General features: G+C 62.3%; 17 protein-coding genes. 10 read left to right on the top strand and 7 right to left on the bottom strand.

The window, feature by feature from the left end; genetic code table 11:
* The first annotated feature begins 67 nt into the window (after positions 1-67).
* From NXC24_RS18535 to NXC24_RS18525, 3 genes are read left to right on the top strand one after another with little or no spacing between them, the layout of a single operon-like run.
* On the top strand, positions 68-1,324 hold the full coding sequence (locus tag NXC24_RS18535) for an MFS transporter (RefSeq protein WP_104824625.1): 1,257 nt from the start codon (positions 68-70) through the stop codon (positions 1,322-1,324).
* 48 nt (positions 1,325-1,372) lie between these two features.
* Positions 1,373-2,383: an HlyD family secretion protein gene (locus NXC24_RS18530; protein WP_104824624.1), complete on the top strand. Its 1,011-nt coding sequence runs from the start codon at positions 1,373-1,375 to the stop codon at positions 2,381-2,383.
* Positions 2,380-3,480 (top strand): FUSC family protein, encoded by a 1,101-nt coding sequence (locus NXC24_RS18525; protein WP_104824623.1) that lies wholly within the window; start codon positions 2,380-2,382, stop codon positions 3,478-3,480. The genes NXC24_RS18530 and NXC24_RS18525 overlap by 4 nt, the downstream gene beginning before the upstream one ends.
* 27 nt (positions 3,481-3,507) lie before the next feature.
* Here the strand turns inward: NXC24_RS18525 and NXC24_RS18520 are convergent, their stop codons facing one another.
* The 6 genes from NXC24_RS18520 to hemC all read right to left on the bottom strand — a co-directional run bounded on the left by NXC24_RS18520 (position 3,508) and on the right by hemC (position 9,366).
* A complete protein-coding gene (locus tag NXC24_RS18520) occupies positions 3,508-4,239 on the bottom strand; it encodes a glutamine amidotransferase (RefSeq protein ID WP_104825246.1) in 732 nt (243 codons plus the stop codon).
* Complete coding sequence (locus NXC24_RS18515) at positions 4,232-4,717, bottom strand: TerB family tellurite resistance protein (RefSeq protein ID WP_104824622.1); 486 nt, start codon at positions 4,715-4,717, stop codon at positions 4,232-4,234. The genes NXC24_RS18520 and NXC24_RS18515 overlap by 8 nt, the downstream gene beginning before the upstream one ends.
* Before the next feature lie 12 nt (positions 4,718-4,729).
* Entirely contained in the window at positions 4,730-6,334 is a 1,605-nt protein-coding gene (locus NXC24_RS18510) for a heme biosynthesis protein HemY (RefSeq protein WP_104824621.1), read from the bottom strand.
* 13 nt (positions 6,335-6,347) lie between these two features.
* Complete coding sequence (locus tag NXC24_RS18505; protein WP_104824620.1) at positions 6,348-7,619, bottom strand: mitofilin family membrane protein; 1,272 nt, start codon at positions 7,617-7,619, stop codon at positions 6,348-6,350.
* Positions 7,620-7,698: 79 nt separating this feature from the next.
* Positions 7,699-8,430: a uroporphyrinogen-III synthase gene (locus NXC24_RS18500; protein WP_104824619.1), complete on the bottom strand. Its 732-nt coding sequence runs from the start codon at positions 8,428-8,430 to the stop codon at positions 7,699-7,701.
* 6 nt (positions 8,431-8,436) lie between these two features.
* Entirely contained in the window at positions 8,437-9,366 is a 930-nt protein-coding gene (gene hemC / locus NXC24_RS18495; RefSeq protein ID WP_104824618.1) for a hydroxymethylbilane synthase, read from the bottom strand.
* Positions 9,367-9,450: 84 nt separating this feature from the next.
* Between hemC and tsaD the strand changes: the two genes are divergently transcribed.
* The 7 genes from tsaD to NXC24_RS18460 all read left to right on the top strand — a co-directional run bounded on the left by tsaD (position 9,451) and on the right by NXC24_RS18460 (position 13,790).
* Positions 9,451-10,548 carry a tRNA (adenosine(37)-N6)-threonylcarbamoyltransferase complex transferase subunit TsaD gene (gene tsaD, locus NXC24_RS18490; RefSeq protein ID WP_104824617.1) on the top strand — a complete coding sequence of 366 codons (1,098 nt, stop codon included), beginning with the start codon at positions 9,451-9,453 and terminating at the stop codon, positions 10,546-10,548.
* On the top strand, positions 10,545-11,534 hold the full coding sequence (locus NXC24_RS18485) for an NAD(P)H-dependent glycerol-3-phosphate dehydrogenase (protein ID WP_104824616.1): 990 nt from the start codon (positions 10,545-10,547) through the stop codon (positions 11,532-11,534). Before tsaD ends, NXC24_RS18485 begins: the two co-directional genes overlap by 4 nt.
* 60 nt (positions 11,535-11,594) lie before the next feature.
* The gene (locus tag NXC24_RS18480; protein ID WP_104824615.1) at positions 11,595-11,894 is read left to right on the top strand and encodes a hypothetical protein; all 300 of its coding nucleotides are present in this window, start codon (positions 11,595-11,597) and stop codon (positions 11,892-11,894) included.
* Positions 11,891-12,325 carry a PIN domain-containing protein gene (locus NXC24_RS18475; protein ID WP_104824614.1) on the top strand — a complete coding sequence of 145 codons (435 nt, stop codon included), beginning with the start codon at positions 11,891-11,893 and terminating at the stop codon, positions 12,323-12,325. Before NXC24_RS18480 ends, NXC24_RS18475 begins: the two co-directional genes overlap by 4 nt.
* A gap of 67 nt (positions 12,326-12,392) precedes the next feature.
* A complete protein-coding gene (locus tag NXC24_RS18470; RefSeq protein ID WP_104824613.1) occupies positions 12,393-12,686 on the top strand; it encodes a YciI-like protein in 294 nt (97 codons plus the stop codon).
* Between the two features lie 2 nt (positions 12,687-12,688).
* The gene (locus NXC24_RS18465) at positions 12,689-13,120 is read left to right on the top strand and encodes an EVE domain-containing protein (protein ID WP_104824612.1); all 432 of its coding nucleotides are present in this window, start codon (positions 12,689-12,691) and stop codon (positions 13,118-13,120) included.
* Positions 13,121-13,139: 19 nt separating this feature from the next.
* On the top strand, positions 13,140-13,790 hold the full coding sequence (locus NXC24_RS18460) for a methyltransferase (RefSeq protein ID WP_104824611.1): 651 nt from the start codon (positions 13,140-13,142) through the stop codon (positions 13,788-13,790).
* A 6-nt stretch (positions 13,791-13,796) separates the two neighbouring features.
* Here NXC24_RS18460 and NXC24_RS35725 read toward each other — a convergent pair whose 3' ends face one another.
* Complete coding sequence (locus NXC24_RS35725; RefSeq protein WP_245463904.1) at positions 13,797-14,300, bottom strand: hypothetical protein; 504 nt, start codon at positions 14,298-14,300, stop codon at positions 13,797-13,799.
* Positions 14,301-14,376 lie beyond the last annotated feature (76 nt).

Here is a 14,376-nt window from a genome sequence, read left to right as displayed (position 1 = left end):
AAGCACGCTGAATCATGTTTAACAGGCCGAGGGTTCCTGCGCAGCTCCGGCCGGAAAGCCTCATCTCATGTCGTTGGTTTCCAGCGGAGACCGGTTTGCCGCGTTCAGGCATGTCGCCTACACCTATTTCTTCTTTGCCCGCTTTCTGACGGCGTTTGCCACGCAGGTGGTCAGCGTCTCCGTCGGCTGGCAGATGTATGACCATACCGGCAATCCGATCTATCTCGGCCTGATCGGTCTGGTGCAGTTTCTTCCCTCCCTACTTCTGATCCTAGTGACTGGCACCGTTGCCGACCGCTACAACAGGCGTATGGTGGCGGCCATCTGCATTTTCGTCGGCACGATCTGTGCCGCGGCATTGCTGTTCCTCACCGTTTCCGGCACCTTCGCGCCGCTTCCGGTTTTCCTGATCCTCACCGTCTTCGGTATCGAGCGCGCCTTCATGACGCCGGCAACGCAATCGCTGGCGCCCAATCTCATTCCGCCGGAAGATCTGTCGAACGCGGTGACCTGGAATTCTATGTCCTGGGATGCGGCCGCCATTCTCGGTCCCGTCGCGGGCGGCCTGCTCTACGGTATCGGCCCGAGCGTTTCCTATACCGTCGCCGTCCTGTTCTTCGCAGCCGGTTCGCTGCTGACCTTCCTCATTCCGAAACCGCAGCAACGTGTTGCACATGAATCGAGGAGCTTGAACGAGATCCTCGCCGGTTTCCATTTTATCTGGTCGGAAAAGGTGGTGCTTGGCGCCGTCTCGCTCGATCTCTTTGCGGTGCTGCTCGGCGGCGCCGTGGCGCTGATGCCTGTCTATGCGCGCGATATCCTAACGCTCGGTCCCTGGGGCCTCGGCCTGCTGCGCGCTGCTCCAAGCTTCGGCGCGATTGCCATGGGCCTGTTTCTGGCGACCTATCCCATCCGGCATCGGGCCGGGATTTGCATGTTCATCGGTGTCGCAATGTTTGGAGTGGGAACGCTGGTTTTCGGCGTTTCGCATACGCCGTGGCTATCGATCGCAGCCCTTGCCGTCATGGGGGCCTCCGATCTGATCTCGGTCTATGTCCGCGAAACTCTGATCACGCTCTGGACGCCGGATCATGTGCGCGGCCGCGTCAATGCCGTGAACATGGTCTTTGTCGGCGCGTCGAACGAGCTCGGCGAATTCCGAGCCGGCACCATGGCGCGCTATTTCGGCGCCGTCCCTGCCGTCGTCATCGGCGGCATCGGTACGCTGGCCGTCGCGATCATCTGGGCAACCGGCTTTCCGCAACTACGCAAGATCGACAGTCTGAACGCGCCGGACCGAGAGGGCGAGCCGCAGGTGGCGTGAGCCACAATTTTCTTGTCATGCTGGTAACTCCGCGCGCATGTTGTCGCCATGAGCAACACGACGAGCAACGAACCGATCGAGCCAGACCCATCTGCGCCGCCGGATGTGCCAACCGAGCGCCGGCGTGCGTTTCGGCTTGTCGTGGGCATAGCCAGTCTGCTGGCGCTTTTGGCGGTTTGGCAGGTTTTGACATCGTTCGTTGCCTATACCGACGATGCCTATGTCACCACGAATTTCGTGACGGTTGCGCCGCAGGTGACGGGCGTCATCGTGAGCGTCGATATCGCCAACGACCGGGAGGTACGGCGCGGCGATCTTTTGGCTGTCATCGACAAGCTGCCGTTCCAACTCGTCGTCGATCAACGCAAGGCAGCGGTTCAGGAAGCGGCTGCGAACCACAAGCTTGCCGACGATGAGCGGAAGGCGGCTCAGGATCGGCTGACGGCGGCGACGACTGCATTACAACAGGCCGGCATTGATCAGAAGCAGGTGGCCTTGACTGCCGCCGACGGGGTTTCCGCTCAACAGCGGGCGGCCACGGAACAGGCGGCGGCGCGCGAGGCGGTCGACAAGGCATCCCGGTCTGTCGCCAGCCAGGATGCCGTTGCCGCGCAGGCGCAGGCCGCGCTGGCCTTGGCGGAATGGCAGCTCAGCCAGACCGAGATCCGCGCGCCCGTCGATGGCACGGTCAACAATCTCTCCCTGAGTGTGGGCGATACGGCCTCGGCCGGAAAGGCGCTGGTCGGGATTGTCGATGCGGCGGGCTGGCGCATCGTCGCGAACTACAAGGAGAACTACATCAGGAAGCTTGAGCCCGGCAAAGCAGCATGGGTGTGGCTCGACACGCACCCGTGGCGCCTCTATCGCGCTCGCATCGAGGGTGTCTCGCGCGGCATCAGCAGAGGTCCCGATGAGGATGGGATATTGCCTTATGTCGCTCCCACCACCGATTGGATCAGGCTGAGGCGCCGCTTCCCGGTAACATTCAAGCTGGTCGATCCTCCATCCGACCTGACCCTTTATATGGGATCGGATGCCAGCACGCTGATCTTCCCATGAGGCGGGCTCTTGCAGAGCTCGTCCATGCGATCCGCGGCGAGCTGTCGGAGCTGAGCCTTTCCGGTCCACGCTTGCTGCAAGCCAATATCGCCGCGCTGGCGGTCGGGCTCGCGCTCGTTTTCGCTCTGCTCCTGAGGCTCAACAATCCCTGGTGGGCCGCCATCAGCGCCTTCATATGCGTGCAGGCGAGCCATCCGCAATCGTGGCAGAGGGGCGGGCTGAGGATCGTGGGAACGCTGGTCGGCGCGGTGTTGAGCTTCGCCCTTGTGCCTTGGGCCGTCTATGACCCCGTGGCGACGGTGCTGCTTCTTTTCGCCACCGGCACGCTTGCCATCCTTGGTGCGTTGCTGAGCCCCCATGGCTATGCCTGGCTCCTTGGCGGGATCACGGCGATGATAGTCACGCTCGGCTCGTTGGACGATCCGACGCTGGCGCTTTCCATTGCCTTCTATCGTGCCGTCGAGATCGTGCTCGGCACCGCCACGGCCTTGCTGGTGACATGGCTGCTGGCACCTGCGGAAGGCGAGGTCGTGGCGCCACCGCCCGGCTGGCATAGTCTGCTGGGTGGAAACTGGCATGTATTGTCACATGCCATGCGGACAGGCATGGCGGTTGCCGCCGTGCCGCTGGTCTGGCGGCAGTTGGAATTGCCCAACCTCAGCCAGATGGCGATTTCGATCGGTGCGGTCATGGCTGTCCCCACGCTCACCGGGGTCTCGGAGAAGGACCAGTCGGCGATTGCTCAGCGCATGTTGCAACGGGTGGCCGGATGCATCCTGGGCGGCTGTTTTGGCACGATGGTGCTATTCTTGCCGATCAGCCAGTCCTTCGTGCCCTGGCTTCTGCTGCTGATGGCAGGCACCTGGCTCGCCATGCAGATTCAGAACGGGCCGTACGGCATCGCCGGCGTCGGTTCGCAGGCGGCCATCGCTTTGATCCTGACGCTCGTGCAGGATACCGGCCCCGCGGACAGTCTGCTGCCGGCCATGAATCGCATCGCCGGCATGATGGGAGCCATGGGACTGTTGGTGCTTATCAACCTGTTGCTCGGTCCGCCGATAGGCGCCCAATCCGTGAGGGAAGAAAAGCAGGGGTGACGCTTGGGGGATATGATCGTGAGCCGATCAAGCCGCCATCGCCTGCTTGCCCTCGAAAATGAGATCGAGGAAATCGGACAGCCAGGCTCTGAGCGGGGGGTCAAAGATCATGCGACCCTCCAGATGCTCGCGACCCTGTTGGGCGTTCGGCATGCAAAAGCGATGCTCGCCATGCACGACCCAGCGCTGCATCATGGCGCGGGTGAGTTCCGCGTGGAATTGCAGGCCCCAGGCATTGGCGCCATAGCGATAGGCCTGGTTAGGGTAGGTCTCGCCGGTCGCCAGAAGATCGGCGCCATGCGGCAAGTCGAAACCTTCACGGTGAAAGTGATAGACCATTTGCGGCCAGTGGCGCATCAAAAGCCGGCCCTTTTCCGTCGGCTGCAGCGGATACCAGCCGATTTCGGTCTTGCCGTCGTCGCGGGCCTTCACCTTGGCGCCGAGGTGGCGGGCGAGCATCTGTGCGCCGAGGCAGATGCCGAGATAGGGGCGATTTTCCTTCAGCGGCACGTCGAGCCAGTTGATCTCAGTCTTGACGAAATCGTCGGGATCATTGGCGCTCATCGGCCCGCCGAAGACCACTGCGCCGGCATGCCCCTCCAGTGTTGGCGGCAATCGGTCACCGAGTACCGGCCGGCGGATGTCGAGATCGTAACCCTTGTCCAAGAGCATCTGGCCGACACGGCCGGAGCTGGAGCGTTCCTGGTGCAGGATGATCAATACAGGGCGATGTCCACCGCCCTGCGGCGCCTCAATCATCATCCGCACTTTCCCTTCTGTGACCCGGGGCGCGGGCGGCTGCCTCTTGGCGTTTGACAACGCGGTCACGGTCGGAGATGCCCATGAGGTCGGCAATGCGCCAGATCGCATGATCCTCCATCTCGCTGCGTTCGCCATCGGCATAGACGATGTCCCAGAGGATGCCGAGAAGCTCGAGGCGCTGTTCGCTGTTGAGATGGCGCTTCAGATCGGAGGTGAAGCGATAATAATCGACCGCCTCGCTCTCGGCCTCCTGGCCGGCGGCGATCAGAGCGTCGAGCTGACGGCCATCGAGACCGTATTGGCTCTTCAGCAGCTTGCGAAGCCGCTTCTTCTCGCTTTCCTCGATCTTGCCGTCCGCTTCCATCACCTGGAAACAGAGCGCCGCAACCGCGATACGCGGATCGTCGGGAGCAAAGCCGGATTTAGGGTGTTCCTTGGTCAGATTCTGAAAGAATTCCTGAAAGCGTTCGAACATTCGATTCCATTCTTAGAAGAGCTTCAGCCGTGTCTTGGGTTCCGGTTCAAGCTTGAGATCTTTTACGCCCGGATCGTCCGGCGCGCCGCCGAAGAAGGGCTTTGGTTCCGGCTCCTTCGCCGGCTCGGTTTTGGCGGCGGGTACGGGCGCCGGCTTTTTGGCGATCGGCTCCAATTCTATAACAGAGGTGCCGGCAGCCGGCGAAGCAACTGTTGGTGAAGCGGGTTTTGTCGCAGCAGTTGCGGGCGGAGCGGTCTCGCGCACCGGCGGCAGCGACCTCAGCGCGGCATCGACCGAGACGGTCGTGCCCTCTTCCACCGGCCCTTCGAGTTGGCCGAAGGGTGCCTTCCATTCGAAGGCGTCGAGGCGGCCGGTGATCGGCGACAGCGGCAGCCATTTGTCGGAGACGAAACCATCGGCGAGCCAGGCCGGATCGCGCGGCGCGCGCAATGCCTGCGCCATCCAATGGCGGATGCGCCCCTGGTCTCCGGTCTCGGCCTCTTCTATATCGGCCAGCAGCAGGAAGGCGCCTTCGCGGGCATCGATGCGAGCCGCGGCTTCCGCCTTGGAGCGGGCTTTGGCGAAGTCGCGGGCGTCGAGTGCCGCCTTTGCCGTGATCAGCAGCGCTTCGACATTGTTCGGGCGCGTCGCTTCCAGCCGTTCGGCACGCTTCAGGCGATCGGAGACGGAATCGCCGCTGCGGGCGCGGACATAGGCCCTGCCGATCTCCGGATGCGGCTCCACCTTCCAGACCTGTTCGAGAATGGAAGCGGCCTTGCGCACCTTGTCTTCGCGAAACAACGCCTTGGCGGCTGTCAGCGCGGCCGGCACGAAATCGGGGGACAGCTTCAATGCAGCCAGCGCATCGTCCCGGGCGCCGGACGGATCGCCTTCGAGCTTTTGATTGGCGCGCGCGGTCAGCAATACGGCGCGCTGGCGGTTGGCGGTATCCTTATCGATGACGCGGGCGATCTTCTGCTGGTCGAGAAGCTTGATGGCGTCGTCCCAATGGCCGGCCTGGCTGCGGTATTCCAGCGTCGCCTGCGCTGCCCATGGCAGATAGGGCGCCTGGTCGGCAGCCTTTTCGGCATAGTGCCGCGCCGCCTCGTGCGCGCCAAGCCGTTTGGCTTCGAGATAAAGGCCGCGCAGACCCAGTTCGCGGGTTTCCGGGTCGTTGGCCATCAGCTCGAATTTTTGGCGGGCCTCGTCATGCTTGCCTTCGATTAGCGCGGCCTGTGCTTCCAGCAGGTTGATCAGCGGCTCCTGGTCGGCGCGGATCAGACCGCGGGTGCGCGCCGCCATCTTGCGGGCAAGCAGCGCGTTGCCGGCACCGGCGGCGATCAGCCCCGTGGACAAGGCCTGATAGCCGCGGTCGCGCTTGCGGGCGCGAAAATAGCGGGTGACGGAATGCGGCGAGGTCCAGATGAGGCGGATAAACCACCAGACCACCATGACGACGGCGATCAGCGCAATCAGGATGCCGGCAGCGACGATGAGCTTGGTCTGATAGAGTTCGCCACCCCAGACCAGGGAAAGATCGCCAGGGCGATCCGCAAGCCAGGAAAAGCCATAGCCAAGCAGCAGGACGAGAACGGCGAAAATAAGCAGTCTGATCATTCTCTTCCCCGCCTCAGCTTTGTTTTCCGGTGTCGGCGATCGCCTTCGACAGCGCGTCGCTGACTAGGTCTTCGACCCGGATGCGAGCTTCCAATGATTGCTTGAAGGCGGCGGAGGCCGATTTGGCGGCGTCCGGCAGGCTGTTCCATTCGGTGATCGCTCCGGGCAGATCGCCGTTCTTCACCTTGTCCTCGAAGCGGGCGGTAATGGCCTCGACGCTATCGCCGGTGACGTTGCCGACCGGGCGCACCTGCACCAGGGATTTGGCGCTGCTCAGCAGCCGGTCGCTCCAGCTCTGGTTCGGATCGTCCTGCTGCGTCGAACTGACGATCGCCGTCGCAACATCGGAGACACGGCGAATGAGATCGGCGCGCGAGGGAATGCCCGTCTGGGCGAACGCCTTCAGATCGGCAACCGCAGGGTCATCAGGTGCGACATTGGCGTAGGTATCGAGTTCAGGCTGAAAGGGACCGCCGCGATCGATCGCCGCCTTCAGGGCCGCAGCCGCAATGGCGCGGGCGACAGCGCTTTCCTGGCTCGGCGCGTTCAGCTTCTTTTCAGCGTCATCAAGGCGTTTGCTGACATCGGCGTCGGATGAGGCCTGACTTTGCGTCGCCTGAGCAAGGCTCGCCTTCAATTGATCCACTTCGGCGCTGAGCGCTGCGATCTTCTGGTCCGCATCGCCGCTGCTTGTACCGGATGATCCGCTTGCGCCCGTGTTATTGGCGGCCGCTGTCTCAAGGGCTGCGACGCGGGCTGCAAGGGTGGTGTCCGATGTTGCGGCGGAGTTGGCAGCGAGATTGGACACGGTCTGCTTCAGCCCGTCGATTTCGTCTGTGAGCGCGGCAATATCGGCGGAATGGTCTTTTGCCGGCCGGCCGCCGGGCAGGAGGCCGGCATATTGGATGGCGCCGACGCAGATGAGGGAGATCAGCCCGCCGACGATGCCCGCGGCGATCAGGCCAGACGTTGCCCCTTGCTGCCGCTGGGGCGCAGAAGGTTGCTCGGCATCGGAGCGGGGAGGTTCCGGTTCCCCCGCGGTTGCGGCTTTAGGATCTTCTGCCGCAGGCTCCGCGACCGGTTCGTCGGCCTCTTCCGCCACCGGTTCCTTTTCCATTTCCGGCGGTATTTCCACCTCATTGGCGGACGAACTGCCGGGGTCGCTGTGATTGCGCTCCGTCATCTCCTCGGAAACCGCGGTTCGAGCGGTTTCCTCAGCTTCCAGATCGATCGTGATCGGCTCGTCGTTGGGCTTCGAATGGTTTGGCGGATTTCCCGATACCATGAGGTCCTCTTTTCATGCGCTGCAGCGAAAGTAGACAGACAGATCGATTATGGAAAGAGGTTAGATCAAAATTGCGACCTCACTTCGCTGCCAGAAGCGCCAGAAGGCTGTCTTCGTCCGGCACGGCGGCGATTTCCACAAGTGATTGCAGCGCCGCCGGCACCACCTCGGCAACTGCTCCGCTGAGACAGAGCATTCGCGTTTGAGCGAGGGTGTCAGAGTGCACGCGCAGAAAAGGCAGGGCGAAAAAGCGGCGGGCGGTCTCGCGGGAATAGAAGAGGATCGCATCCGCGGGAGTATCGACAAGGACGCGGGCCAGCGTGCCGATGTCGGGCATGACGTCCTCCATGCGGTAGCATTCGACCGTTCGGAACGCGATCCCGAGCTGCGCCAACCGCGCTTCGAAGCCGGCTGCGCGCGGGGAGCCTGCCAGATAGAGCAGTGGCAAATCTCCGAATTCGGCGCTTTGCTGGCTGATCAGCTCCGCTAGCTGGGCTCCGTTGCCGCCGCCCACGCCCACGGCACTCTTGAAGCCGATCTCCCGGGCAGCCTGCGCGGTCGCGTTGCCGACCGCAAAAAGCGGCCGATGGATAATCGACCGCAATGACGGCTTCACATGTTCCAAGACACGTATGATTTCGGTGCTGGTGACGGCGATGGCACCGCTTGTTTCCTCAAGCCCCTTTAGAGCCGCCTCGGCATCATGCACGGGCTTTGTCAGCGGCAAGAGGATCGCCTCATGCCCCATCTCCGCAAGCCGTCGGGCGGTGCGTTCACCCGAATGTTCCGGACGGGTGACGACGACACGCATCGGATATCAGGTCCAGTCTTCGAAGAAGGTGCTGCCGGCTTCAGTGCGGATCGCCTGGCCGGCATTGGTGCCGAGCGCCTCGGCGTCCCGGCGATGACCTTCGATGGTGGTGGTGTGCACTTGCTGGCCATCGGGCGTCAGGATCATGCCGAAGAACCTGATATGGTCGCCCTCGCAGACGGCATAGCCGGCGATCGGCGTGCGGCAGGAGCCGTCCAGTGCCGCCAGGAAGCCGCGTTCGCAGGAAACGGTGTCAAAGGTCGGTGCGTCGTTGATGGCGGCGAGCAGGTCGTTCGTCCTGTCGTCGCTGACGCGGCTTTCGATACAGATCGCACCTTGCGCTGGCGCCGGCGGGAATTCATCTGGGTCGAGAATGTCAGTGATCACATTCACCTTGCCGAGCCGTTTCAGGCCGGCGAGAGCCAACAATGTCGCGTCCGCTTGGCCTTCCTCCAGCTTGCGCAGACGCGTTTCGACGGCGCCGCGAAAGGTTATGACGTTGATATCTGGGCGCAGGCGCCGGATCAGCGCCTGGCGGCGCAGCGAGGCGGAGCCGACGGTTGCGCCATGCGGCAGGTCGATCAGCTTCGGCGCGGTGCGGCCGATAAAGGAATCGCGGATATCCTCGCGCGGCAGATAGGCCGATAGCGCCAGCCCTTCCGGCAGCTTTGTCGCCATGTCCTTTGCCGAGTGTACGGCAAAGTCGAGCTCGCCTTTGGTCAGTTTCTGTTCCAGCTCTTCCGTGAACAGGCCTTTGCCGCCGATCAGCGCCAGCGAACGGTCGGTAATGCGGTCGCCCTTGGTGCTCAGAACGACGATCTCGAACATCTCCTCCGGCAAGCCATGCGCCGCCATCAGGCGGTCGCGGGCCTCGTGTGCCTGCGCCAGCGCAAGCGGGCTGCCGCGCGTGCCGATCCGGAAAGGTTTTGTTTGCATCCGCTTTGATCCGTTGTTACCGACAGTTCCCGTAACCATATTTCCGCTTCATCGCAATCGACCAACAGGCAACGAACAGCTTCCATGGCGTCCTTTCTTCGCATTCTCGGCATCGAAACAAGCTGCGACGAAACCGCCGCGGCCATTGTCGAGCGCCGGGAAGATGGCACGGCCACGATTGCCTCCGACGTGGTTTTGAGCCAGTTGGACGAGCATAGCGCCTATGGCGGCGTCGTGCCGGAAATTGCCGCGCGGGCCCATGTCGAGGCGCTGGATACGTTGATCGACGAGGCCCTGAAGCGCGCCAATGTGTCGCTGTCCGATGTCGACGCCATCGCGGCCACATCCGGCCCCGGTCTGATCGGCGGCCTGTTGGTCGGGCTAATGACCGGCAAGGCGATTTCGAGGGCGACCGGCAAGCCGCTCTATGCCATCAATCATTTAGAGGGCCATGCATTGACGGCAAGGCTGACGGATGGCCTCACCTTTCCCTATCTCATGCTGCTCGTCTCCGGCGGCCACACGCAACTGATTTTGGTGCGCGGCGTCGGCGAATATGAGCGCTGGGGCACGACCATCGACGATGCGCTGGGCGAAGCCTTCGACAAGACGGCGAAGCTGCTCGGTCTGCCCTATCCCGGCGGCCCGGCGGTCGAAGCGGCGGCGCAGAACGGCAATGCGGACCGATTCGACTTCCCTCGGCCGCTGGTCGGCGAGACGCGGCTGGACTTTTCCTTTTCCGGCCTCAAGACTGCAGTGCGACAGGCGGCGACGGCGATCGCGCCGGTGAACGCGCGGGATATCGCCGATATCTGCGCCTCCTTCCAGAAGGCGATCTCACGCACCTTGAAGGACCGGATCGGGCGTGGCTTGCAGCGCTTCAAAAAGGAGTTTCCAAACAGGGCGGACAAGCCGGCGCTGGTCGTCGCTGGCGGTGTCGCCGCCAATCTCGAGCTGCGCCGCACGCTGCAGGAGCTTTGCGATCTCAACGGTTTCCGCTTCATCGCGCCGCCACTGCACCTCTGCACCGACAATGCGGTGATGATCGCCTGGGCGGGGCTGGAGCGCATGGCGACAGGTGCGGCACCCGACGGCCTCGATGTGCAGCCGCGCTCGCGCTGGCCGCTCGATCAGAAGGCGGAAACTCTCTTGGGGCATGGCAAACGAGGAGCGAAGGCATGAGCGATAGTGAACGCATCGCAGTGGTTGGCGCCGGCGCCTTCGGCACGGCGCTCGCCTCCGTCATCGCCTTGACCGGCAAGAGCCAGGTGACGCTGGTCGGGCGCAAGGCGGCTCTGATGGCCGATCTCAGGGATGATCGTCTGCATGATACGGCTCTGCCGGGCATAGAATTGCCGGATTCGCTGCAATTTTCGGCCGAGCCGGACGCGATTTCGGACGCTGGCATCGTGCTTTTCGCCATGCCGTCGCAGGCGCAGGCGGATGCGGCGCGCCATTACGGGCCTTACCTGGCGGAAGATGCCGTCGTCGTCACCTGCGCCAAGGGCATCGACAAGGTCTCAGGCGATCTCCTGACCGACATGCTGGAGCGGGAATTGCCGCATCACACCATTGCGGTTCTCTCCGGTCCGGGCTTTGCGACCGACATTGCCAAGGGCCTGCCGACGGCTATGGCGATCGCCGCCGGCGATATGGCGGTGGCCGAACGGCTGGCGCAAGCGATTTCAGGGCCGACATTCCGTCTCTATGCCTCCGACGATCGCGTCGGTGTGCAGCTTGGCGGCGCGCTAAAGAATGTATTGGCGATTGCCTGCGGCATTGTCGAAGGGCGCGGCATCGGCGATTCGGCGCGCGCGGCACTGATCAGCCGCGGCCTTGCGGAAATGTCGCGCTTCGTCGTCGCCAAGGGCGGCAAGGCGGAAACGGTGCGCGGTCTCTCCGGCCTCGGCGACCTCGTGCTGACCGCTACCAGCCACCAATCCCGCAATCTGCGTTTCGGCATCGCGCTCGGCCGCGGCGAGGCGGCGGATCCATCGCATGGCGACCTCGTCGAAGGCGCTTATGCCGCCTCGATCGCGGCGCGGCTGGCACTTGAGCTGGGCGTCGACATGCCGATCACCGAAGCGGTCTCGGCCATCATCGATGGCAAGCTCGACATAGCGACCGCCATTGGGCAATTGATGACCCGGCCGATCACGACGGAATGACTTGAACTTGAATGCACCGCGATTACTGGATATATTACCGGTAATATCGCGGAGGCCAGAATGGGCAGTTCACAGAAGCGTGCAATTCAAAATTACCGCTCACGTATCGAGGAGCGCGGCCTGGCTCGTTTCGAAGTGCTGGGCCTTGATAGTGATCGGGCGCTCATTCGTTCTGTGGCGCGGCGTCTGGCGGAAGGAGGGACCGAAGCGGCATATATCCGTAATGTCCTGAACCAGACGCTCTCCGGCGAGCCGCCGAAGAAAGGTGGCGTTTATGCCTGGCTGCGTAGTTCGCCCCTCGTCGGCGCGGATATCGATCTTGAACGAGTTCGTGGCAAAGTGCGCGAGATCGATCTTTGACCCGTTATTTGCTCGATACCAATATTATCAGCAACACGATCAAACCAGAGCCGTCACCTGATCTTGCCAGATGGCTTCAAGCCCAAATAGACGATGATCTCTTCATCGCAGCCTCCACGATCGCCGAGATTCAGCGCGGCATCCTGATCATGCCGGCGGGGCGTATGCGCGATGACCTCGAAACCTGGTTTCTCGGTGCACAAGGACCACTGGCGTATTTCGCCGGACGTATTCTTTCCTTCGATGAGAACGCGGCCTTGGTATGGGCGCAACTCATGGCGGAGGGGCGAGCAGCGGGGCGGCAGCGTGACCCGCTGGATATGTTGATCGCTTCCGTCGCAATCGCGAATGAATGCATCATCGTCACGCACAATGAGGCCGATTTCTGGGGCCTCGATATTATCAATCCGCTTCGCGCAGAAACAAGATGACCTTCGGTGGATGAGACTTTATCCATCACCCCTGATGATCTGCTGATTTCCATAGGAGAATGAAACAATGCTGTTTGCCTTTGTCTGCAAGGACAAGCCCGGTCATTTGAATGTCCGCATGGACACGCGCCCTGCGCATCTCGAGCATTTGAACAAGCTCAATGCCGAGGGTACGCTGAAGATGGCGGGTCCCTTCCTCGATGCCGAAGGCAAGCCGAATGGGAGCCTGGTTGTCGTCAGTGCCGAAACGATCGAGGCGGCGAAGGCGATCGCCGATGCCGATCCCTACACCAAGGCTGGCCTGTTCGAGAGCGTAGAGATCAAGCCGTTCAACTGGGTCTTCAACAATCCGGAGGTATGAACATGGCGCACTGGCTGTATAAATCCGAGCCGTCCTCCTGGTCCTGGGAGGCACAGAAGAAGGCTGGCGAGAAGGGCACGGAATGGACCGGAGTGCGCAACTATCTCGCCCGCAACAACATGCGGGCGATGCAGATCGGCGACAAGGGCTTCTTCTATCATTCCAACGAAGGGCTGGAGATCGTCGGCATTGTCGAGGTCTGCGCGCTGTCGCATCCCGATTCGACCGCCAAGGACGATCCGCGCTGGGATTGCGTGGATATCCGCGCCGTGTGCGACATGCCGAAACCGGTGTCGCTAAAGGATATCAAAGCCAATCCGAAGCTCTCGCAGATGTCGCTCGTCACCTCGATGCGGCTTTCCGTGCAGCCGGTGACCGATGAGGAATATCTCGAAGTCTGCCGCATGGGCGAACTCGACAATCCGCCCGTCTGACCCGTAATTCGAGGACGCTTTGAAGACCGATCCGGAGAGTTTCATCCGTGCGAATACCAGTCTCATGGCGCCGCCGCATGTGCCGGAAATCCGGCTGCATCTGGCAAGCGAAGCCCATGATCTCTGGCTGAAGACGGAGGAAGAACTTGAAGAGATCGGCCTGCCGCCGCCCTTCTGGGCTTTTGCCTGGGCGGGCGGGCAGGGGCTTGCGCGCTATGTGCTCGATCATCCCGACATGGTCGCCGGAAAACGGGTACTGGATTTCGCCAGCGGCTCCGGCCTCGTCGCGATTGCGGCAAAGCTCGCGGGCGCAAGCCATGTGCTCGCCGCCGATATCGATCCCTGGGCGGAAACCGCGGTAAGGCTGAATGCTGCGGAAAACGGCGTTGCGCTCGATTTTACAGGCGACAATCTCATTGACCAAGCTACGGATGCCGACGTCATTCTCGCCGGCGATGTCTTTTATGATCGCGATTTCGCCGATCGGCTGATTCCCTGGTTCCGGCAGCTCGCGGGAGAGGATCGCCTTGTGCTGGTCGGCGATCCGGGGAGGGCCTACCTGCCCAAGGATCGTCTGGAGCTTCAGGCGACCTATCAGGTGCCGGTGACGCGGGCGCTGGAGGATAGCGAGGTCAAGAAGACCACGGTCTGGCGATTTCTAGCCGGCTAACGACCGTCAGGGGCGAATCACACAGACGCCGGCCTCGTAGGAGCAGGCATTGCCGGCACGTTTGACGTTGATGATCTTGGCTCTCGGCTTCAATGCAGCCGGTTCGCCCTGATATTGATCATAGCCGCCGCCATAGCCGACAATATAAGTCCCATCGTCGGCCTGATACATATCGGCCGTGCCCGCATAGGTGCCGATGTCAGCGGCATATTGCCGATCCATGAGGATGATTCTGGTCGGTTGCGGCTGCGTGTAGTGCTGCGGCCAGGAGATTTGTTGCAACCGAACCGGGCCGCGATGATGGAACGGCCGATATCCATGGCGATAGCCGGTCGAAAAGGCGACCTCCGTGGCATAGGCACCGACGCGTCCGGGGTGCAGCGGAAATGGCCCATGATGCTGGAACGGGCGGTACCCATGGCGATAATCGCCTGCGGAGGCCGACATGGACGAAAGGGCGGCGGCTGCCGCTAAGACGAGCGTTGCTGCCTTGAAAAGATGCTGTCCCATAGGTTGCCTCGCTCTCCAAATGCTTAATAAAATATGAAGAACAGAGTGCCGCAAGAGCGACGCCAAGTCTACTCGG

The sequence above is a fragment of the Rhizobium sp. NXC24 genome (assembly GCF_002944315.1).
In the GTDB taxonomy this organism is placed as follows: domain Bacteria; phylum Pseudomonadota; class Alphaproteobacteria; order Rhizobiales; family Rhizobiaceae; genus Rhizobium.
This window is presented reverse-complemented; position numbering and strand designations above follow the sequence as displayed.